The sequence below is a fragment of the Streptomyces sp. LARHCF249 genome, from assembly GCF_052871255.1.
Genome location: NZ_JBIXJQ010000002.1, coordinates 117,009 through 137,884, shown reverse-complemented (window position 1 = coordinate 137,884; position 20,876 = coordinate 117,009). Strand labels below are relative to the sequence as shown.

At 70.1% G+C, this 20,876-nt stretch carries 17 protein-coding genes; 6 read left to right on the top strand and 11 right to left on the bottom strand.

The annotated features are described in order from the left end of the window. Position 1: 1 nt before the first annotated feature. The 3 genes from ACIPUC_RS05465 to ACIPUC_RS05455 all read left to right on the top strand — a co-directional run bounded on the left by ACIPUC_RS05465 (position 2) and on the right by ACIPUC_RS05455 (position 5,349). Positions 2 to 2,959: a Z1 domain-containing protein gene (locus ACIPUC_RS05465; RefSeq protein ID WP_446586903.1), complete on the top strand. Its 2,958-nt coding sequence runs from the start codon at positions 2 to 4 to the stop codon at positions 2,957 to 2,959. A 70-nt stretch (positions 2,960 to 3,029) separates the two neighbouring features. Further along, positions 3,030 to 4,016: a DNA cytosine methyltransferase gene (locus ACIPUC_RS05460; RefSeq protein ID WP_446586902.1), complete on the top strand. Its 987-nt coding sequence runs from the start codon at positions 3,030 to 3,032 to the stop codon at positions 4,014 to 4,016. 55 nt (positions 4,017 to 4,071) lie between these two features. Then, a complete protein-coding gene (locus ACIPUC_RS05455) occupies positions 4,072 to 5,349 on the top strand; it encodes a DNA cytosine methyltransferase (RefSeq protein WP_446586901.1) in 1,278 nt (425 codons plus the stop codon). Between the two features lie 22 nt (positions 5,350 to 5,371). On the opposite strand, the gene ACIPUC_RS05450 is transcribed toward ACIPUC_RS05455, so the two are convergent. The 6 genes from ACIPUC_RS05450 to ACIPUC_RS05425 all read right to left on the bottom strand — a co-directional run bounded on the left by ACIPUC_RS05450 (position 5,372) and on the right by ACIPUC_RS05425 (position 12,352). Further along, positions 5,372 to 6,262: a DUF6339 family protein gene (locus ACIPUC_RS05450; RefSeq protein WP_446586900.1), complete on the bottom strand. Its 891-nt coding sequence runs from the start codon at positions 6,260 to 6,262 to the stop codon at positions 5,372 to 5,374. A 56-nt stretch (positions 6,263 to 6,318) separates the two neighbouring features. After that, a complete protein-coding gene (locus ACIPUC_RS05445; RefSeq protein ID WP_446586899.1) occupies positions 6,319 to 7,302 on the bottom strand; it encodes a hypothetical protein in 984 nt (327 codons plus the stop codon). Next, positions 7,299 to 9,392, bottom strand: coding sequence for a helix-turn-helix domain-containing protein (locus ACIPUC_RS05440; protein ID WP_446586898.1), 2,094 nt, complete (start codon positions 9,390 to 9,392; stop codon positions 7,299 to 7,301). Before ACIPUC_RS05440 ends, ACIPUC_RS05445 begins: the two co-directional genes overlap by 4 nt. Before the next feature lie 80 nt (positions 9,393 to 9,472). Next, on the bottom strand, positions 9,473 to 9,934 hold the full coding sequence (locus ACIPUC_RS05435) for a very short patch repair endonuclease (RefSeq protein WP_446586897.1): 462 nt from the start codon (positions 9,932 to 9,934) through the stop codon (positions 9,473 to 9,475). A gap of 34 nt (positions 9,935 to 9,968) precedes the next feature. Then, a complete protein-coding gene (locus ACIPUC_RS05430; RefSeq protein ID WP_446586896.1) occupies positions 9,969 to 11,024 on the bottom strand; it encodes a hypothetical protein in 1,056 nt (351 codons plus the stop codon). Between the two features lie 791 nt (positions 11,025 to 11,815). Next, entirely contained in the window at positions 11,816 to 12,352 is a 537-nt protein-coding gene (locus ACIPUC_RS05425) for a GNAT family N-acetyltransferase (protein WP_446586895.1), read from the bottom strand. Positions 12,353 to 12,526: 174 nt separating this feature from the next. Here ACIPUC_RS05425 and ACIPUC_RS05420 point away from each other — a divergent pair, with 174 nt between their 5' ends. After that, positions 12,527 to 12,706, top strand: coding sequence for a hypothetical protein (locus ACIPUC_RS05420; RefSeq protein ID WP_446586894.1), 180 nt, complete (start codon positions 12,527 to 12,529; stop codon positions 12,704 to 12,706). 76 nt (positions 12,707 to 12,782) lie between these two features. Then, on the top strand, positions 12,783 to 13,082 hold the full coding sequence (locus tag ACIPUC_RS05415) for a hypothetical protein (protein ID WP_362392311.1): 300 nt from the start codon (positions 12,783 to 12,785) through the stop codon (positions 13,080 to 13,082). 67 nt (positions 13,083 to 13,149) lie between these two features. Here the strand turns inward: ACIPUC_RS05415 and ACIPUC_RS05410 are convergent, their stop codons facing one another. The 5 genes from ACIPUC_RS05410 to ACIPUC_RS05390 all read right to left on the bottom strand — a co-directional run bounded on the left by ACIPUC_RS05410 (position 13,150) and on the right by ACIPUC_RS05390 (position 18,240). Next, the gene (locus ACIPUC_RS05410; RefSeq protein WP_446586893.1) at positions 13,150 to 14,583 is read right to left on the bottom strand and encodes a DUF445 domain-containing protein; all 1,434 of its coding nucleotides are present in this window, start codon (positions 14,581 to 14,583) and stop codon (positions 13,150 to 13,152) included. A 162-nt stretch (positions 14,584 to 14,745) separates the two neighbouring features. Next, positions 14,746 to 15,402, bottom strand: coding sequence for a DUF1707 SHOCT-like domain-containing protein (locus ACIPUC_RS05405; RefSeq protein WP_446586892.1), 657 nt, complete (start codon positions 15,400 to 15,402; stop codon positions 14,746 to 14,748). 144 nt (positions 15,403 to 15,546) lie between these two features. After that, positions 15,547 to 16,530, bottom strand: a complete 984-nt coding sequence (locus tag ACIPUC_RS05400) for an ABC transporter ATP-binding protein (RefSeq protein ID WP_446586891.1) — start codon at positions 16,528 to 16,530, stop codon at positions 15,547 to 15,549. A 2-nt stretch (positions 16,531 to 16,532) separates the two neighbouring features. Beyond that, positions 16,533 to 17,444: an ABC transporter permease gene (locus ACIPUC_RS05395; protein WP_446586890.1), complete on the bottom strand. Its 912-nt coding sequence runs from the start codon at positions 17,442 to 17,444 to the stop codon at positions 16,533 to 16,535. Next, on the bottom strand, positions 17,437 to 18,240 hold the full coding sequence (locus ACIPUC_RS05390) for an ABC transporter permease (protein WP_446587615.1): 804 nt from the start codon (positions 18,238 to 18,240) through the stop codon (positions 17,437 to 17,439). Before ACIPUC_RS05390 ends, ACIPUC_RS05395 begins: the two co-directional genes overlap by 8 nt. 211 nt (positions 18,241 to 18,451) lie before the next feature. Between ACIPUC_RS05390 and ACIPUC_RS05385 the strand changes: the two genes are divergently transcribed. Further along, a complete protein-coding gene (locus ACIPUC_RS05385; protein ID WP_446586889.1) occupies positions 18,452 to 20,866 on the top strand; it encodes a transglycosylase domain-containing protein in 2,415 nt (804 codons plus the stop codon). Positions 20,867 to 20,876 lie beyond the last annotated feature (10 nt).

The following is a 20,876-nucleotide window of genomic DNA, read 5'->3' as shown; positions in this document are numbered from 1 at the left end:
ATTGACCAGCAACGAAACCCTCCGGCTCCAACTGCACAGTGCCGTGCTGTCCGATCTCGACGGCAGCAGGCCGAAGAACCTGGCCCGTGCCCTGGAGTACCAGGCCGAGGACATGGCCCCGGAAGCCGGGGCCTACGCCGACGAGGCGGACTTCCAAGCAGCGCTGAAGGGATCCCGCTCGACGCATCAGCTCGTCGAGCTGTGGCGTAAACAGCTCACGCGATGGGACTACGCCGACCGGCCGACCTGGACCGACACCCGGCCGCGTACGGACGAGCGGAGGGCCGAGATCCACCGCCTGCTGAAGCTGGAGGAGACCACACGCACGCTGCTCGACGGGCTGATCCCCGTATCGAAGGCGGCGGTCTCCGTGGTGATCAGCCCGGAGCACAAGCCCTGGTACACGCCCCAGTCACAACTCAGCCGGCCTCACTACTGGCCCGCCTACCGCGGGCTGCTCGCCGCCAAGGGGTGGCCGGCCGACGCCGTGGCCGCGTTGGACGTGGCGACCGATCAGGTGATCGAGCGGCTGGCCGACCCGACCGACTCGGCGGTGTACCAGTCCAAGGGGCTCGTCGTGGGCTACGTACAGTCCGGGAAGACCGCCAACTTCACCGGTGTCATGGCCAAGGCCGTGGATGCGGGCTATCGACTGGTGATCGTTCTCGGGGGAACGCTCAACATGCTGCGCGCCCAGACCCAGCGGCGCCTCGACATGGAACTCGTCGGCAAGGAGAACATCCTGCGGGGGGCCGACGAGCTGGAATCGGACTACGCCGACGACCCTGCCTGGATGGCCGGCAGGTTCGTGAGCTTCGGCAGCCTTCCGTCCGCCCTCGGGGCGTTCGACATCGTGCGCATGACCACGCGGGGCGACGACTACAAGAGTCTGCTGCAGGGCATCACCGCCTTGGAGTTCGAGAAGCGCGAACCCGCCCTGCCCCTGTACGACCGGGAGAACCTGCACCGCTCCGCAGCGCGCCTGATGGTGGTCAAGAAGAACAAGACGGTGCTGGCCAAGCTCGTCAAGGATCTGGGAAAGATCAAGACTCCATTGGCGGAGATCCCCGTCCTGATCATCGACGACGAGTCGGACGAGGCCTCGGTCAACACTGCGAAGCCGGACGTTCAGCGCAGCGCGATCAACGAGCAGATCTCGAAGCTGCTGAACATGCTGCCGCGTGCGCAGTACGTGGGCTACACGGCGACTCCCTTCGCAAACGTCTTCGTGGACCCGAGCGACACCGAGGACATCTTTCCCAAGGACTTCCTCATCTCTCTGCCCCGCCCAGAGGGATATATGGGGGCGCGCGACTTCCACGATCTGGACAGCGAGGTGGAGGAGCACGAGCGCACCGTCGCCAACTCCAACGAGAAGGCGCACGTGCGAGACATCGTCGACGACGCAGAGGACGACACCTGCCTGCAGCAGGCCATGGACATGTTCGTGCTGACGGCCGCCATGAAAATGTACCGGGAGGACGCGGGCGGACTCGGTGACGGCTACTTCGAACACCACACGATGCTCGTCCACGAGTCGGTGCGCACCGGAGTCCACCGCGACCTCCACGATCGGGTCCTGAACCTGTGGCACAACGCGGGGTACACCGGTCCACGCGGGCACGAACGGCTGCGGAAGCTCTTCGAGACGGATGTCGCACCGGTCTCGGAGGTCCGTGCCGACGGTCAGGCCGTACCTGCTTCCTACGACGAGTTGATGCGCTACGTCGGTCCGGCGAGTGTGCGGATCGGCGGTGACGGCCAACCGATCATCGTCGTGAACGGCGACAAGGACCTGGAGACGGGAGAGGCCGACTTCGACAAGCGTCCTATCTGGAAGATCCTCATCGGGGGCCAGAAGCTGGCCCGCGGATTCACGGTCGAAGGGCTGACCGTGTCGTTTTTCCGCCGCCGGGCCGGAAACGCCTCAACGCTCATGCAGATGGGGCGCTGGTTCGGATTCCGCAAGGGTTACCGCGATCTGGTGCGTCTCTACCTCGGACGCAGGGAGACCATGGGGCGGACCGAGGTGGATCTGTACGACGCCTTCCAGGCGATCTGCCGCGACGAGGAGGCGTTCCGTTCGGAGCTGCACCGGTATTCCGTGATGGTGGATGGTCGGCCGCAGATCACACCCGCCCAAATCCCTCCCCTGGTTTCCCAACACCTACCGTGGCTGAAGCCGACCAGCCCGAACAAGATGTACAACGCCAGACTGGAACTCGTACGATCCGCCGGACGCTGGGAGGAGCCCACCGCCTATCCGCAGAAGGGCGAATATCTCCGACGTAATACGGAGCTGTGGCTTCCGTATCTCGAATCCCTCGAATCCCAGGCGGTCACGTACGGGTACCACTTCACGGACAAGGGCGTCGTCCACCGCTTCCGCGCCCTGACTGGGATCTTCTCTGCGAACACGCTCCTGGACACGCTCCGCAACCTGCACTGGGAGGTTCCCGAGCAGTTTCCTCCACACCTTCGGTACCTCTCCGAGATCACCGAAGCCGGCAAGGTGGACGATTGGGTCGTACTGGCTCCGCAGCACGCCTCGGGCGGGGAAGCCAAGACCGTCGCCCTCGGCTCGGCGGTTCGGCCGTACTCGTGGTTCTCCCGTGACCGCCGCGCGGACCGAGGACCCCTCTTCGGAGCGATCAGCGACAAGAAACACCGTGGGGTGGCCCATCGGATCGCCGGAGCGCTCGGGACCTCCGGGGACGAGGCCACGGAGTCTCTCGTGGGCGAACGCCGCGGCGCGATCGTCCTCTACCCGATCATCGAGACCGTTCATCAAGGCAGCATCAGCGCGGATCGGCGCATCGATTCGGACAAGATCGTCATGGCGTTCGCCTTCGTGGCCCCGGCATCGGCCCACAGCGCCAACGGACAGGTCGTCCAATTCACGACGGTCTCCTCCAAGCCCAGTGCGATCATCGACGTCACTGAGATCGACAAGAGTTGATCTCCTGGTACGGCGGCGGCGAGGCGGACCATTGTCTCGCCGCCGCCCTCACTGGGACTCCGGGGGCGGCATGAACACAGGCACGACGGGACGATTTCGCTCCCTGGACATCTGCTCGGGCGCCGGTGGACTGGCACTCGGCCTCGAGGAGTCCGGCTTCGACCCCGTCCTCCTGCTCGACAACCGCGATGTCGCGTGCCGCACCCTGCGTGCCAACCGTCCTTCCTGGAACGTCCTCGAAACGAACCTGCTCGACTTCGACCCGTCCGAGCACACCGAGACGTACGACGTGGACCTGCTGTCGGCGGGCCTGCCGCGGGTAAGGGCAACGGCCACCGTGGCGCGCCGGGACAGCGAGGCCGAACTCGAACTGCTCCGCGCCACGATGCTGCTGCTCCACGGCGTGCAGCCCAGAGCACTGCTCGTCGAGAACGTGCCCGACCTGGTGACGAAGCCTGCCTACGAAGCGATTCGCTCTTATGTCGCGGAGGAACTGTCGCACCTGGGCTATAGGCATACCTGGTTCGTCTTGAACGCAGCGGATTTCGGTGTGCCGCAAACTCGTCGTCAGGGAATTCTGTTGGCGTTCAAGGGCGACGTGCTCGATGCCTTCGTCGAACCGACTCCGACGACCGATCCGCACAGAACAGTCGGCGAGGCGCTGCTGGAATCGATGTCCGCCGGTGGCTGGGCCCAGGCGCGCAGTTGGGCCGCACAGGCCCACCAGCCCGCCCCCACCCTCGTCGGTGGTTCCTGGGAACGTGGTGGTGCCGACCTGGGACCGACGGGGTCCAAGCGCGCATGGGCGCGCATGGGGGTCGATGGCGCGACAGTCGCGGACGCCGTCCCGGACGCGGGCTTCCATTGGGATCCGGCGATCGGCCGGGCGGGCATGATGCCCCTGACCGTGGCCCAGGCCGCACTGCTGCAGGGGTTCCCTCCCTCGTGGCGGATCGAGGGCCGCAAGACCGCGATGTACCGGCAGGTGGGCCATGCCTCACCGCCTCCGGTCGGACGCGTGCTGGGCACTTCCATCGCCGCCGCGCTGCGAGCCTGACGGACAGGGAGAGAGACGCTATGGGCCTTCAGCTCGGTGACTACACTTGACCCTCATGACCAGAAAGCAGCCCCAGCCGTCTCAACCTGTGCAGATCCGCGTCATGGACCTGTTCGCCGGGGCTGGGGGCTTTTCCTCGGGATTCAGCCGGTACACCCCTACGGGAACGGCGAGTCCGTTCACCTCTGTCGCCGCCGTCGAGTTCGACCGCGCCGCGGCCGCCACCTACGCGGCCAATTTCGGCGGCGCGCACGTCTTCGCCGGTGACATCGCGAGGTTCGATCCCACCCCCTTCAAGGGCCAGGTCGACGTGATCATGGGTGGTCCCCCCTGTCAGGGGTTCTCCGGGCTCGGCAAGGAGGATCCGACGGACCCTCGCAACGAGCTCTGGCAGGAGTACGTGCGTGTGGTGGCCAAGGTCCACCCCAAGGTGTTCGTCATCGAGAACGTCGACCGCTTCCTGAAGTCGCCGCAGTATGCGGAGCTGCTGTCGGCTTCCGCGACCCCCGGGCATCCGCTCCACGATTACACGGTGGTGCCTGCCGTGATGAACGCGGCCGACTACGGAGTCCCGCAGGCACGACGTCGCGTCATCGTCATCTGCACGCACAAGGACTTCACCCAGCCGCTGCGGCACCCGGCACCCACGCACCACAAAAACGGGCACGAGTCCGACGAGGCGCAGGACGCACTCTTCGATTCCGTGCCCGGTGGTCAGGCTCTGCCGCGCTGGGTTCCGGTTTCGAAGGTCTTCGACGTCTCCGCGAAGCGCCCGATCCTGGAGCGCATGCCCGATCCGCGCGACGAGGCGATTTCTGCCGGCGCCGTCCCCGGGCACTACCTCACGACGGATCTTCATTTTGGCCGAAACCCAGAGGATCTTTCCCGCGCGCGGTACATGGCGATTCCCGAGAACGGAAACCGGAAGAACCTCCGCGGGGTCAGCTATCGCGTCGACCGAACCGGCCGTATTCGGCTCTCCACCGAGAAGGACTACGGCCGACTGAAGGGGCAGGAGTTCTATCTCTCCACCGAAAGCTGGGACAACCACAATTCCGGATCCGGCGACGTCATGGGCCGCATGCGAAAGAACGCGCCCTCGGTGACGATCCGGACGGAGTTCTACAAGCCGGAGAAGGGGCGTTACCTGCACCCGACGGAGCACCGACCGATCACCCACTACGAGGCCGCCCTCATCCAGGGGTTCCCCGAGACCTTCAAGTGGTACGGAACCAAGATCGAGATCGCCCGTCAGATCGGCAACGCCGTTCCCGTCGGCCTCGGCAGGATGCTGGCAGAGGCCATCCACACGTTCCTGGCCCGGCACAACTGACCCGAGCCGTCGGGCCGCCCGGTCAGAGGGGGTCCGACGGTTTGGCCAGGCTCACCCCTGCCGGCACCCGCGGCGCGGGAACGTTCTTCCTCCCCGCCGAGCGGTCTCGCAGCGGCGCCTCGGCCAGCAACTGCTCGAAGATCGGGACAAGGGCATCCACCGAGGTGGGGCTCACTTCGCCGTCCTCTGGACCTTCCGGCAGCCGATCCCAGGGAGCCGCCGCCGAGCCCTCCGCCTCGTCGATCCAGTCCTGGAGTGCGTCGGTATCGGCCGGTCGGTCCGGTGCCAGAACGTCGTACACCAGGGTGCTGCCGGCAGCATTCACAGCTGAGGAGAGCGCGTTGATCTGGTCCCCGGGCCGAGTCACGCTTGCCGCGAGCTGCCGTTCGAGAACCTTCAGGATCGACTGTGCGGTCGGGCGGTGATCGATGACGTCCAAGCGCATCGTGGTCTGCAACACGTCCTGTACCCGGCAGGCGGTCTCGACCGGGCGGTAGTCGGGCCCGTTGCGGAACAGCTCCGCGGCCCACCAGAGGCGCGAGAAGGCCTGCGTGTAGTGCGGTCCGCAGAAGCGGGCGGCCGTCGCCGTGCCCGGACCGCCGTCCGTGTCGGCTCCCCGATGCCGCCAAGCGACGTAGTCGGGGGCGACGACCATGGCGATGAAGTTCCACACTCGGCCGTCCGCGGCCTCGGCCCGCGTCATGCGCAGGGTGGCATGCAGCCGGGGTGCGAGCCAGCCATCCGCAGCCGTGCGACGGTCCTCGAAGCGTCGCATCGCCTCGTCGACCAGGACACGCACCGGTTCGGTCCGCCACCGGTCTGCACCGCCCAGCGTTTCGGCCGCCCTTCGGAGCGCGACCTGAGGGGGTCGCTCCTGGCCTGCCTGCACTGCCCGACCGAGGTACTTGGCCACCGAAGCATCCGTCAACAAGCCCAAGGTCGGAGGAAGTTCTCCACCGTCGACTCGCTTCACCGCATACCACCGGCCCCTTCGAGGTTCTGCACGGAACGCACCGCATTGGTCAGGTTCCTCGTCGCACGGCTTCGCCTCCCGGCCGCGAACTGCACGCCGGTCTGGATCTCGGCCCATCCGTAGCCCCTGGTCCGCCGTTCGACGATCTCATAGAGCGCGTCGGTCGGTTGGCGGCCCGGCAACACGTCGGGGAGCATGGACCGCAGCACCGACTCGCGCCACCCCTTGGGCAGTATCGGAGTTCCGTCGTCGTCCGCGTCCAGATCGCTGATGGCCGTGTGGAACATCGCGGTCCAGGCGTCCTGGGCGATCTGGGTGGCCGCAAGATCACGCAGCATCCGCTCTGCCGGGCTGCCACCGGAGCCACCGAGCGCCTCCATCAAACCCTCGACTGCTCCGGTGTTGAGGTACACGGTCGGAACATCGCCCGTGGTCTCGACGATCCAAGCAGACTCCTTGTAGGGGCGAAGCCACTCGTGCTCACCCTCCTTGAAGTCCACCTCTACGATCTCGATCTCTCGTTGCCTGGCAGGCGTCGAGGCCTTCAGATCGACATACCAGTCCCTGGCGGCGGACCCCACCAGCCGGCCTGCCACGCCTTCCACCGTCGCGACCACCGACACGCCCAGCGTGGCCCGCCGCAGGTACGCCACGCTGTCCAGCTCGATGGTTCCCTGCATCGTCCCGTCCGCGGCCCGGGAAAGCACCGAGGTGGTACGGGCGTTGGTCGCCTTCTCCGAAAGGACGGCGAGGAACACCACATCGGACCACGGGCCCGATCCGAGTTCTGCCTCCGGGAAGGCCACCGAGAGCCGAAGCCGGGCCCGGTCCCACGCGCCACGCCCCGCCTGGTGCAGGGCGACGGCCCGATCCCCGGCAGAGATCATCGAATAGGGGAGCTCCCGATTGTCCACCGAGACCGACACGACTCTCAGCTCCACGTCCCCGAAGAGCGTCGGATAGGGGAAAACCGCTGTCACGCCGAACCTCCGCGAGCCTTCTGAACCTCCACCACGAGTCGGGCGTATCCGCTGCGCACCGGATGCGTGGCGGGATCGGTGATCCCGCGGAACACCGCCCTGCGCACGCCAGGCTCGACGACGAGGTCACCCTTCTCCACACGGCAGTCTTCCTCGGCGGCAAGGGCCGCCCACTCGACCACCGGACGCCCGCCCGAACGCACATCGAACTTCGCGACGGGCGTCAATCGCCACGGGTCCTCGGCAAGAGGGAGTCTGACGTCCACGGTCACGCTCCACGCTCCGGATTCCTCCACGCGAGCCGTCACCCCACGGACCGTTGGGAAACCCTGGGTCCGCCGTGCCGCGCCGGTCTGGGCGTCCCAGGTGAGCAGCTCGCGCAGCGCCGCAGGACCACCCGCGCGCTTCATCTCACGCCTGCCCACCAAGGCGCGCACGGCCCTGTCGACATCGCTGCGAAACTCCTTCAGACGACTGACGGCGCCGCGCTCGTAGAGCGATGTGAGTTCCTCTGTCCGGTCCCAACGGTCGTGCTCGGGTGGCTCCGAGGCGCGCAGGAACTCCTCGGCCAGGGCCACGTCCTCACCGTTTCGGTCCGTTGCGTAACCGGCCAGCAGTACCGCCTGGAACGGCATTGTCCCCAGAGGCAGTTCGCGCGGCCGATGCTCCGTGATGGTCATGCGGTTGCCGCGCATGCAGACCACCCGACTGTGTCGCTCGTCCGCGTCGGCCGCCGGAGTCAGCAGAAGGACGGCGCGGTGCTCCCTGCCCTTGTCCCGCGCTCTTCCCTTGCCCTTCAAAGGCGTCACGATCAGAGGCACCTCGGCGCGCGCCACGTGGTCCTCCGACGTCAGGCTGTCGACCGTCCGGCCGTCGAGGTGCGCTTGGAGGGCGCGACTCAAGGCAGGGTGGCGGGTGTGGGGATCGACTCGCTCCTCGGGCACGACGACTTCCCCGTCCCGGAACGTGGACACGCGCGCCTCCAGCAGGGGACCTGCCGCGGCGCCTCCGATCATCGCCGCCCAAAAGCCGTCGGCCAGTGATCGCACCACTTTGTCGTGGAGGTCACGCAACTCCTCCGCGTCGCCCGAAGCATCGTGGGCGCCGACCACCAGGAACGTCGTGCCGGGTTCGCCGGTGTGCCGCTCGAGGTGCAAACTTCGCGCCGTGTCCTCGTCGGCCCACCACGACCGCGACACGTCCTTGTGTTCCGGGTCCGTATCCGGCTCGCCGAACCAGGCCGGGCCGGCGAAGGCCTCGCCGTCGACCTGCCGCCACGGCAGGTCGAGACGTCCGATGACGCGTCGTTCGGTCCGGCCCTCGTGCGGCTCGGAGAGCGTGGAGTTGATAAGGACGAGACCGAAACGGCTGGCCGCCCACAGCGTTGCCTTGCCCAGGCCGTATGACCCGCCCGCACGACCGCCGGACTGCTTGTGACTGTCGAGCTGGCGCCTGACGACGGCGGCGAAGCGCCCGTCGTGATATTCCGGTCCGGTGAGCCCGTTGGCGTTGAAGTCGTCCACGCGCAGCAGGAGCAGCGAGTTCTTCGACTCCAGTTCGTCCAACGCCGCCCGCAGACTCCTCGACACCTTCTGCTCCGCCGAGGCCGCCCGGTCGTAGTGCGGGCGCAGCTCGTCCCATTGGAGCGCGGCCAGGAACGAGGAGAGGTGCTCGCCCGTCAATTCGTGCAACGTGTAGTGCACTCGAACCGGCGCGTTGGCGTCGAGTCGCTCGTCAAGCGCGTTCTGAGTGGCCTCCCGGGCCAGAACAGCCATGTCCGCGTCGAAAGCGAAGGCAGCGGCGTTGCCGTACTCGCGCCCGCCGTCGGCATGAGCCGTGCGATGGTGCCACCGCAACGGACGATTCATCGATATGTCGCTCGTTCGACTTTCGACCAGGTCGGGGTTGGTGCCGAATACCTCGGCCAGCGACCGTTTGGTCTCCTCACGAGGCTCCGCACGCCCATTCACCCAGGCGGAAACGGCCGCACGGGTCAACCCGAGTCGGGCTGCCAGGTCGGATTGCGACATGTCCATTCGGTTCAACTGCCGCGCCAGCCAGGGACCGAAAGCCTCACCTCGGTGATCCATGCATCGCCCTCCGCTGTTCGGCTCGCCACCGCGTACGTCGCGATCACCCTAACAGGGGTTATTTGACAAGGAGGGTGCTGTCAAATATTCGAGATGGAGCCTTGCGCTCGGGACTTGGGACGTGTGCTCGCGCGACGACTTGCGACGACCTCCAGCACGCGCTCTGCCGCCTCGTCCGCCCGCTCGTGCTCCCAGACACGCACGGCCAGCCATCCCGCCTCGGCCAGCCGGGCGTCCGTGTCCAGGTCGCGACGCCGATTCCCTTCGATCTTGGCGCGCCAGAACTCGGCGTTGTTCTTCGGCCACGTGGCGTGCACGGGGCAGCAGTGCCAGAAACAGCCGTCCACGAACACGGCCACGCGTGCCGGTCCGAACACGATGTCGGCCTCGCGCCTGACGCCCTTCACCGGCTTCCGGTGGATCCGGTACCGAGCCCCTTTGGCGTGCAGTGCCTTGCGCAAGGCCACCTCCACGCCGGTGTCGCGGCTCTTCTGGCGACTCATTCGAGTACGCACGGTCGCCGTCGTTGCCAGTTTCTCCACCCCACCATTGTGAACCGCTCGGGCGCGGGCCCACTCAGAACGGCAGCCAGAGTTGTTGGTGGCCGCGGGCGAGGGCGTTGGGTGGGGTGGGGCGGGGGGTGGTGAGGGTGAGGAGGGTGCGGAGGGCTGCGAGGACTTCTGTGGGGGTGTCGCGGAGTATCGAGGGGGTGGCGCTGACGACGAGGATGCCGTGGGACTCCAGGCGCAGGCGGCGGCGGAGGGTGGCGTGCCAGGCGTCGCGGGTGTAGTGGTACTCCGCCGAGTCGATCTCCAGGGCCACGCCCTCGTCGGGCCAGTAGGCGTCCGGGCTGGCCAGGAAGGTGCCGTCCGGGGTGTAGAGGCGTGCGTTCCACAGGGGGGTCGGGAGGTCCGTCGCGGTGAGGACGTCGCGGGCCTGGGCCTCGGCGATCGAGCGGACTCCGGCGAGGAGTTCGGAGGCGGCGGCGCGGATCGCGGGGCGGCCGAGGAGGCGGGCGGCGCGGAGTTCGGCGTGCAGGTCGTGCGGGTGGCACCAGCCGGCCTGGACCACGTGGGCAAGGGTCGAGCGGATGCGGTCGGCGTCGGCGTCCACGGCGCGGGAGGCGAAGTCGGCCACCGCGCGGACCGGGCGGGTGCTGGGGATGCCGCAGACCGTGATCGTGCGCGGCCAGCGGGAGGTGGGGAGCGGGCGGACCTCCGGGGTGCCGGTGAGCCGGCGCGGGGCGCGGATCAGGACGTCCGCCGGGGCGGCCGGGCCGTACGGGGCCTCGCGGATGCCGAGGAGGGCGAGCGCTGCTGCGCCGGTGAGGGCGGCCGTTTCGCCGGACAGGGGGTCCGCGGCGGGTTCGGCGGCGTACAGGACGGCGGCGAGGGCGCGTTGGCGCTGGTCCGGGGGCCCGGTCTGGAGGAGGTAGACCCGGGGCAGTAAGCGCTGCCAGGGGCCGCCCGGGCGGGTCCGTGAGGTGATCGTGCCGTGGGGGACGCCGGCCGCGGCGAGCTGGTGACGCGTGGCCAGGTTGAGCTGGCGGCGGGGCGCGGGCGTCTGGTGGGGCGCGGGGGTCGGGTGGGGCGCGGAGGTCTGGTGGGGCGCTGGGGGCTGTTGGCGGGGCACTGGGGGCTGGGGAGGCTGCTGGGGTTGGCCTGCTTGCCGGGTTCGGCTGGGCCGCTCGGGCGTCCGGGTCTGCTCGGGCGTCCGGGTCTGCCGGGTCTGACCGGGGTGCTGGGGCTGACCGGGGTGCTGGGACTGACCTGCGTGCTGGGGCTGACCTGCCTGCTGGGCCTGACCGGGGTGCTGGGGCTGACCTGTCTGCCGGGTCTGACCGGGGCGCTGGGCCTGACCTGGGCGCTGGGGCTGACCGGGATGCTCAGGCTGACCCGGGGACTCGGGCTGACCTGCGTGCTGGGGCTGACCTGCCTGCTGGGCCTGACCGGGGTGCTCGGGCTGACCTGTCTGCCGGGCCTGACCGGGGTGCTGGGGCTGGCCTGTCTGCCGGGCCTGACCGGGGTGCCGGGTCTGACCGGGGCGCTGGGGCTGGCCAGGGTGCTGGGGCTGGCCGGGGCGCTGGGGCTGACCGGGGCGCTGGGGCTGGCCCGTCTGCCGGGTCTGACCGGGGCGCTGGGCCTGAGCGGGATGCTCGGGCTGACCAGGGTGCCGGGGCTGACCGGGGTGCTGGGTCTGACCGGAGTGCTCGGCCTGACCGGGGTGCTGGGGCTGACCTGTCTGCCGGGCCTGACCTGTCTGCCGGGTCTGACCGGGGTGCCTGCGGTGTCGGGCCTGTCCGCCCTGTTGAGGCAGCTGGGTGTGCGTGGCCGGCGGGTGCTGGCCGGCTTGCTGGGGCTGGGGCTGGTCGGTGGGTGTGATCATGCGGCGGGTATGCCCCGGCGGGGGGTGGGGGACACCCCTCAGCGGCTGGGGTGGTCCGGGGAGAGGAAGACGATCACGCCCGTCTCCGTGCCCGGGCGGGCCGGGACCTCGTGCCAGCCCAGGCGGCGGTACGTGGCCACGGTGTCGGTGGCCAGGCGGGAGGTCAGCAGCCAGGCACGCCGGTCCGGGGCGTCGGCGGTGATCTCGGTGAGCAGGGCCCGGCCCGTTCCGCGGCCGCGCGCGTAGGGGCGTACGGCGAGTTCGTCTATCTCCAGCGCGCCGGTCAGGAGCTCCCGCACGCGGTCCGGGCCCAGCTGTGCCCGGACCTGCGCGTACGCGCGGTTCTTGGGGAAGGTGGCCGGGGTGATCCAGCCCGTGGCGAAGCCGTCGATGCCGACCCGGGACTGGGCGAGGGCCGTACGGAAGCCGGGGCGTCGGGCGTCGGCCGGGAGGCGGGCGGCGAACTGGCGAATGGTTTCTTCGTCCTCGTTCCAGGGCGGACCGGAGAAGACGTCGGCGTAGGCGTCGACCAGTTCGTCCGCGAGGTCGAGGACGGCCTGTCCGTAGCAGATCACGATGTCCTGGCTCCTGAGTGCGTGGTGAGAGGCGGGATTTTTCCCTTTGGGTGGGGAGAGTGAATGTATGCCCTTCGGGTTCCTTCGGCGCACATCGCACGGATCCGGCGAGTGTGCGACAAATCCCCTCCGCGCCCTCCGTGTCGACAGGCCCCGCCCCCGCGTTGAGCAGCCGTGGACAGACTGCTTCGGGCGGCCGGCCGGTGCACGCTCGCCTTTCTTCTCGTCCTGGGCGTCGTCGCGCTGCTGCCGCGCGCCGTACGGGACGCGGTGCCGGACGCCCTGATCGGCGGAGCCGTGGTCGTGGTGGTGTGGGTGCTGGGCGCCCGCCGGATGGCCGGGCGGCCGCGTTAGCCTCGTACGAGAAGTAGAACGAGAACGAGCGAGCGAGCGAGCGACCCATATGACGGGAAAAACCGAGGAGTTCGACATGGCGCGGGTACCGAGTTCCGTGGTGGCGGCCGCCGGGCTGGTCGGCGGCTACGCCGTCGCCCGGTGGACCAAGAAGCGGCCGCTGGGCGGTGTCGTCCTCGGCGCGGCCGGGCTCGCCGCCGGACGCGAGTGGCACCGCCGGGGCGGCGCGCCCGCGGCGGCCGGGCTCGGCGCGCTGTACCTGGCCGGCTTCGCGGGCGCGCACCCGCTGGCCAAGAAGGTCGGCGCGTGGCCGGCCGTGTTCGGGGCCGCCGGGGTCGTGGCCGCCGCGTCCTGGGCCGTCGCCGACCGCGGCTGAGGACCGGCGGAAGGGCTCGCCGGCCGGTAGCGACTACCGGTCGGAAGGGCTGCCGGGCCCGTGGGGATTACGCGCCGACCGCGCGGGACACCGTGTAGATCAGCAGGCCCGCCAGGGCGCCGACCACCGTGCCGTTGATGCGGATGAACTGCAGGTCCCGGCCGATGTGGGCCTCGATCTTGCGGGACGTGTGCTCGGCGTCCCAAGCCGCCACCGTGTCCGTGATCAGGGAGGTGATCTCGATCCGGTAGGTGGTGACGACGTAGACGACCGCGCCCTCGATCCAGCCCTCCACCTTGTCCTGGAGCCGGCCGTCCGTGGCCAGCCGCGCCCCCAGGGACATCAGCGAGGAACGCACCCGCAGGCGCAGCTCGCTCTGCTCGTCCTCCGCCGCCGAAATGATCATCGACCGGATCGCGGTCCAGGCGGAGGCGATCACGTCCTGGATCTCGCCGCGCTGCAGCAGCTCGGACTTGAGCCGCTCGACCCGGGCCCGGGTCTCCGTGTCCGACTGGAGGTCGGCCGCGAAGTCCGTCAGGAAGCGGTCCACCGCCCCGCGGGCGGGATGCGCGGGCATGTCGCGCATCTCCGTGACGAAGCGGAGCAGCTCCTTGTACACGCGGTCGCCGATCTTGCGGTCCACGAACCGCGGGGTCCAGCCGGGCGCCCCGCCCTGGACCGCGTCCATCACCGACTCCCCGTGCGTGACCAGCCAGTCGTGGGCCTTGGCGCACACCAGGTCGACGGCGCGGTGGTGACCGCCGTCCGCGACGACCCGTTCCAGGGTCTTGCCGATGCCCGGGGCGATCTCGGCGGTCTCGGCGCGCCGGGTGATGGCCTCGCCCACGACGGCTTGCACGTCGGCGTCGCGCAGTACGGTCAGCGCTCCGCGCAGGGCGGTGGCCAGCTCCGCGGTGACCCGGTCGGCGTGCGCTGGCTCCGCCAGCCAGGCACCGAGGCGGCCGCCGATGCCGAGGGAGTGGAGGCGGGCCTTGACCACGTCGGAGGAGAGGAAGTTCTCGCCGACGAACTCCCCGAGGGAGATGCCGAGCTGGTCCTTCTTGGTCGGGATGATCGCCGTGTGCGGGATGGGCAGGCCGAGGGGCCGCCGGAACAGGGCGGTGACGGCGAACCAGTCCGCGAGCGCGCCGACCATGCCGGCCTCGGCGGCGGCCGCGACGTAGCCGGCCCAGCCGCCGGCGCCCCAGGCGTGCTGGGCGTACTTGGCCAGTACGTAGACCAGCGCGACCAGGATCAGCAGGCCGGTCGCGGTGGTCTTCATCCGGCGGACGCCGCGGCGGCGCTCCTCGTCGGCGGCGCTGAACACGAACGCGCCGCGTGACGCCGCCGCTGCCGTCGCCCTGGCCGTTGCCGTGGCCGTTGCCGTTGCCGCGGCCGCGCGTGACGGCGGTCGCGGTGGCGGTGGGGCGGCACCTCCGGTGGTGGTGCGGTGGTCCACGTGGTCCTGCCTTCCCCCGGGGCGCGCCGGTTTTGTCTGCATAGCATCCGACTACTGGGAGGCGCCAGGAGTTCCCGGCACGCCGTTTCGCTCCCGCGGGGGGTGGCGGTCGGGGCCCGGCGGCCACCCGCGTTGGCCCGCCGGCCGCCCCCGTTGGCCCGCCGGCGCCCCCGGTCGCCCGGCGGCCCCGCAGACGGCCTGCCCCTACGGCCGCTTCTGCAGTGACGGCCCCGACGGGGGGCGTTTCGGCGACTTGACCTTGATCTCCACGCCGCCCCAGAAGGCCAGGCCCGTCACGACCACGCGCGGAGCGCCCGGCTCCGCCGGGCCCGGGCTGTCTCGCTGGTCGAACGCGCCCATCAGGCCGATGCCCCGTACGTCGACCTCCACGCCCGGCGGCACCGTGATCTGGATGCCGCCCATGATCGCGATGCAGTTGATCACCACCTCGCGCTCCGCGAAGTTGGCCTCGCGCAGGTCCAGCTCCCCGCCGCCCCAGAACGCCACCGCGTCGAAGCGGGCGGGCACGGTCCACACCCCCTTGCGCTGGAACCCCGACATGACCGCGATCGCGTTCGTGGACGTGCCCCGGCCGCCGATCCGCGCCGGCCAGGACGAACCGGCGGCCGCCGCGGGCGCCGGCAGCGGCGCCGCGCCCCCGGCCGCCGGAAGGTCCCTGGTCAGCGGTTCCAGTTCCGCGTACGTACGGGACGTGTACGCCGCCTCCAGCCGCTCCTCGAATTCCTCCATGTCGAGCCGGCCCTCGGCGACGGCGTCCCGCAGACGCTCCACCACCCGGTCCCGGTCGGCATCCGACGCCCTCAGCTCCGGCAACGGCTTCTCCGGCCGCTCGTCACTCATGCGGACCAGCCTATGCAGGGAACCCGGGGAGTTGTACGGCTTGAACCCCTGTCCGACTCCGGGTTGCCCCTGATTTACCCCCGGCCCCCGGCCCCCGGCCCCCGGCCCCCGGCTCCCGGCTCCCGGCCCGCCACGAGGCCCCCGCTACTCCCGCCCCGCGTACATCCGCGCGATCACGTCCTCGATGTCCGGTTCCCGCACCGACAGGTCCAGCAGCGGATACCGCGCCGCCACCGCCGCGACCAGCGGCGCTGCCGAAGCCCCCGCCGGGAACGCCAGCCACTGGCGCGGCCCGTCCACCTTCACCACCCGCGCGCCCGGCACCTCGATCGGCCCGAGCTCCCGCTCCAGGTCGATCACCAGCGTCCGTTCGCTCTCCCCCACCGACCCCGCCGCGTGCAGCCCGGCCAGCGGCCCGTCGTACATCAGCCGCCCGTGGTCGATCACCATCACCCGCTCGCACAGCTGCTCGATGTCCTGGAGGTCGTGCGTGGTCAGCAGCACCGTCGTGCCGAGCTCCGCGTTCAGCTGCCGCAGGAAGCCCCGCACCTTCGCCTTGCTCACCACATCGAGCCCGATCGTCGGCTCGTCCAGGTACAGCACGTCCGGATCGTGCAGCAGGGCCGCCGCGATGTCCCCGCGCATCCGCTGCCCCAGCGACAGCTGGCGTACCGGAACGTCGAGCAGCTCGGCCAGGTCCAGCCGCTCCACGCAGCGCTCGAGGTTCTCCGCGTACCGCGCCCGCGGGATCCGGTACATCCGCCGCATCAGACCGTACGAGTCCTTCAGCGGCAGGTCCCACCACAGCGTCGTGCGCTGCCCGAACACCACGCCGATCCGGTGCGCGAGCCGCATCCGCTCCCGCGCCGGGTCGATCCCCGCGACGCGCAGCCGGCCGCCGGTCGGCGTCAGGATGCCGGTCAGCATCTTGATCGTGGTCGACTTCCCGGCGCCGTTGGGTCCGATGTAGCCGACCATCTCGCCCCGCGCCACCGCGAAGCTGATCCCGTCCACCGCCCTGACCTCGCGTTTCTCCCGGCGCATCAGGCCCACCCGGCGCCGTACGCCGAAGACCTTCTCGACCCCGTCCAACGAGATCAGCGCATCCTGCACAGCTGGATCCGACACCACTAGCTCCCCGTGCTTCGGTACGAACGGACTCCCGCGCGCCACGCCAGCGACGCGGGCAGGAACACCACGAAGGCCACCAGCGGGCTCAGGTACGCGACCCACCCCGGCAGCCCCAGCGGATCGGGCCGACCCAGCACGTGCAGCGCCGGCAGCCAGTTGACGAAGGCCAGCGGGACGATGAAGGTCACCCCGCGCAGCAGGTCCTTCGCGAAGATCGTCGGCGGGTACTGGAGCATCGCGTTCCCTCCGTACGTGAAGGAGTTCTGCACCTCCGCCGCGTCCCCGGCGACGAACTGGAACGCGGCCCCGGCCACCATCACCGCCGCGAAGATCGCCGCCCCGGCCACGATCATGACGGGCACCAGCAGCACCTTCCCGGCCGACCAGTCCACGTCCAGCACCGACACCGCCCAGCCCAGCACCACCAGACCCTGCCCGATGCGCCCCAGCCGGCGCAGCGCGAACCGGTCCGCCGCGACCTGTGCGATCAGCGGAACCGGGCGCACCAGCATGGTGTCGAGCGAGCCGTCGCGGACGCGGGCGCCGATCCGGTCGGTGTTGCCGAGCAGGAGGTCGGCCAGGCCCAGCGAGGCCGAGCAGGACCCGTACAGCAAGGCGATCTCGGGCAGCGAGAAGCCGCCCAGCGCGTCCACGTGCTGGAACATGATCCAGATCCCGACGAAGTCGAGCAGTTGGATCGCCGCGTTCCCGAACACCGAGAGGAAGAAGGAGGTCCGGTAGGTCATCGTCGACCGGATCCACATCGCCGCGATCAGCCCGTAGCCGCGCAGCCCCTCCCGCACCCGGCCGCGCCGGGGCACCTCCACCGCCGCGAACTCCCGTTCCGGCTCCCGCTCGGGCTCCCGTTCCGGCTCCGGCCCCGGCTCCCGCTCCAGTACCGCCTCAGCCACCCTGGACCACCACCTTCCGCGTCGCCGCCGACTGCAACAGCCGCCCCGCGCCCAGCAGTACGCACGCCCACGCGGCCTGGAACCCCAGCGCTCCGGCGGCGCTCCCGGCCCCGGAGTGCTTACCCAGCAGCACGTCCATCGGGACCTGGAGCATCGCCGCCCACGGCAGGCTCCGGACCAACTCCCCGAACCCGCCCGGGAACACCGTGAGCGGCAGCAGCACACCGGAGAAGAAGACCGTGACGACCTGCGCCATCAGATTGATCCCGGACCCGTCCATCAGCCAGAACGCGGCCAGCCCCAGCAGGTAGCGCAGCCCGAAGCTCACCACCAGCCCCAGCACGACGGAGACCAGGAACAGCAGCCAGCGCACCGGATCGGCGGGCAGCGCCAGCTGGAAGGCCAGCGCCCCGGCCGCCAGCGGAACCACCCCGCGCCCCACCAACTGGAAGGCGGCCCGTCCCAGGTCGGCCGCGAGCCACCACATCTGGAGGTCGGCCGGCCGGTACAGGTCGACGGCGATGTCGCCCGTACGGACGCGCTCCTGGAACGTCTCCTGGAAACCGCCCCCGATCAGCGCCCCGGCGGCGAGCAGCGACTGGCTCACCCATACGAACGTCAGGGCCTGCGCCTGGTCGTAGCCGCCGAGGCCGGGCCGCTCGTCCCACAGGGCGATGTACGTGTACGCGACGATGAAACCGAACACGGTGTTGGTGAACACCCCGGCCGCCGTCGCCGTGCCGTAGGTGGCGTAGCGCCTGAACCCTCCGGCCGCGACAGCCAGGTAGAGCGGCACCCGGTGCCGGACTCCCGGCCGCACTTTCTGACGCACCGTATCCCTCCGTTTCCCACGTCGTTCCTACGTCGGCCAAAGCGCGCGAGCTTAGTGCGGAGGGGCGAGCCACGCGACCGATTTACCCCCGTCCGGAGCGGAATCGGCGGCCAATCGGGTAGACACCATGAGGTACAGAAGTGGATATTTCGCACGGCGCCGAGGAGTCCTGGAGATGAGCGACCAGTCACCACCACCGGGCTGGACCCCTCGCGACCCGGACACGCCCGACGGACCACCCGCGGCGGCGCCCGCCGAGCCGGACAGGACGGCCGGCAGGACGGCCGGCAGGACCGCCGACGCGAAGGCCGGCAAGAAGGCCCGGCGCAAACGGACCGGTTGGCGCCGCATCCTGCCCACCTGGCGCATGGTCCTGGGAACCGTCTTGCTCCTCGCCCTGCTGCTCGGCGGCGCCCTCGTCGCCGGGTACCTGCTCGTGGACATCCCGCCGGCCAACGCCGCCGCGACCGCCCAGTCGAACGTCTACCTCTACTCCGACGGCTCCCAGCTCGCCCGCGACGGCGAGGTCGACCGCGTCAACATCCCGCTGTCACAGGTCCCGCTGACCGTCCAGCGGGCCGTACTGGCCGCCGAGGACCGGAACTTCTACTCCGAGCGGGCGGTGGACCCCCAGGCGATGCTCCGCGCCGCCTGGAACACCGCGACCGGCAAGGGCACCCAGTCCGGCTCGACGATCACCCAGCAGTACGTCAAGAACTACTACTTGGGCCAGGAGCAGACGATCAACCGGAAGGTCAAGGAGTTCTTCATCGCGATCAAACTCGGTCGCGAGAAATCGAAGGGCTACATCCTCGAGGGGTACCTGAACACCAGCTACTTCGGCCGCAACGCGTACGGCATCCAGGCCGCCTCGCAGGCCTACTACGGCAAGGACGCCGGCCAACTCACCACCGCCGAGGGCGCCTACCTGGCCACCCTCCTCAACTCCCCCAGCGCCTTCGACGTCGTCTCGCACCCCCAGAGCCGCCCCCGCGCCCTCGCCCGCTGGAACTACGTGCTCGACGGCATGGTCAAGAAGGACTGGCTGCCGGCCGCCGAACGCGCCGCGACCCAGTTCCCGGAACCGGGCAAGGTCCGCGCGGCCGCCGGACTGTCCGGCCAGCGCGGATACCTGGTGGAGGCGATCAAGGACTACATCGTCGAGAACAAGGTCCTCGACGACAAGACCCTCGCCGAGGGCGGCTACCGCATCACCACCACCATCGACAGGCGCCGCCAGAACGCCTTCGTCGAAGCCGTCGACGACCAGATGGTCGCCAAACTCGACCCGGAGAAGCGCAAGGCGGACCGGGTGGTCCGGGCCGGCGGGGTCTCCATCGACCCGGCCACCGGCAAGGTCGTCGCCCTGTACGGCGGCATCGACTACACCAAGCAGTACGTCAACAACGCGACCCGGCACGACTACCAGGTCGCCTCCACCTTCAAGCCGTTCGTCTTCGCCGCCGCCGTCGAGAACGACTCCCGCACCCAGGACGGCCGCCGGATCACCCCCCACACCGTCTACAACGGCGACAACAAACGCCCCGTCGTCGGCGGCCGGATCCGCTTCGCCCCCGAGAACGAGGGCCAGGTCTCGTACGGGAACATCACCGTCAACACCGCCACCGACCTCTCCGTCAACGCCGTGTACGCGCAGATGGCCGTCGACGTCGGCACCCTCAAGGTCAAGGAGACGGCCGTCGCCCTCGGCATCCCCGAGACCACCCCGAACTTCGAACCCGTCCCCGCCATGGCGCTCGGCACCCTCCAAGCCAGCGTCCTGGACATGACGCAGGCGTACGCGACCCTCGCGGACCACGGCCGGCGCACGCCCTACACCTTCCTGGAGAAGATCACCAAGGAGGACGACACGATCGCCCTGCCCGAGCGCACCGCCACCCAGGCGATCAGCCGCGAGGCCGCCGACACCACCACGTCCATGCTGGTCAGCGTCGTCGACAACGGCACCGGCACGGCCGCCCTCGCCGCCGGCCACCCGGCCGCCGGGAAGACCGGGACCGGCGAACTCGACCGCTCCGCCTGGTTCGCCGCGTACACCCCGGACCTCGTCACGGTGGTCGCGATGATGGGCCAGGACCCGGACACCGGCGCCCTGCAGTCGCTGTACGACGCCCTCGGGGAATCCCGCATCGGCGGAGGCGGCTACCCGGCCCGGATCTGGGCCGCGTACACGAAGACCGCCCTGGAGGGCGCCGACCCCGTCGACTTCGACCTGGAACTCCAGCCCGGCGCCTCCCAGCCTCCGCCGTCGCCCAGCTTCGAGCCGTTCCCGCCGGAGGAGCCGACACCCGGCGACCGCTCCCCGACCCCGCCCGTCCGCCCGACCCGCCCGACCCCGCCGAACCCGACGGGCGGCCAGGACAACGGCGGACAGGACCAGGGGGGCCGGACCAACGGCGGCCGGACCCAAGGAGGACAGGACAACGGAGGCACCACCCAGGGCGCCCAGGGCGGCACCTCCGCGGGCACCCAGGCCGGCACGACCCAGGGCGCCGCTCAGGGCGCGAGCCAGGGCGCCGACGCGGGCGCGTCGGGAGGCATGCGCCCCCCGTCGGCCTTCCTCGAATAGCCCCGTCCGA

Bases quoted from the DNA above. Each gene is read 5' to 3' on its own strand.
- ACIPUC_RS05440 (WP_446586898.1), bottom strand. From the start codon at position 9,392: ATGGATCACCGAGGTGAGGCTTTCGGTCCCTGGCTGGCGCGGCAGTTG.
- ACIPUC_RS05385 (WP_446586889.1), top strand. From the start codon at position 18,452: ATGAGCGACCAGTCACCACCACCGGGCTGGACCCCTCGCGACCCGGAC.
- ACIPUC_RS05460 (WP_446586902.1), top strand. From the start codon at position 3,030: ATGAACACAGGCACGACGGGACGATTTCGCTCCCTGGACATCTGCTCG.
- ACIPUC_RS05410 (WP_446586893.1), bottom strand. From the start codon at position 14,583: ATGCAGACAAAACCGGCGCGCCCCGGGGGAAGGCAGGACCACGTGGAC.
- ACIPUC_RS05405 (WP_446586892.1), bottom strand. From the start codon at position 15,402: ATGAGTGACGAGCGGCCGGAGAAGCCGTTGCCGGAGCTGAGGGCGTCG.
- ACIPUC_RS05455 (WP_446586901.1), top strand. From the start codon at position 4,072: ATGACCAGAAAGCAGCCCCAGCCGTCTCAACCTGTGCAGATCCGCGTC.
- ACIPUC_RS05415 (WP_362392311.1), top strand. From the start codon at position 12,783: ATGGCGCGGGTACCGAGTTCCGTGGTGGCGGCCGCCGGGCTGGTCGGC.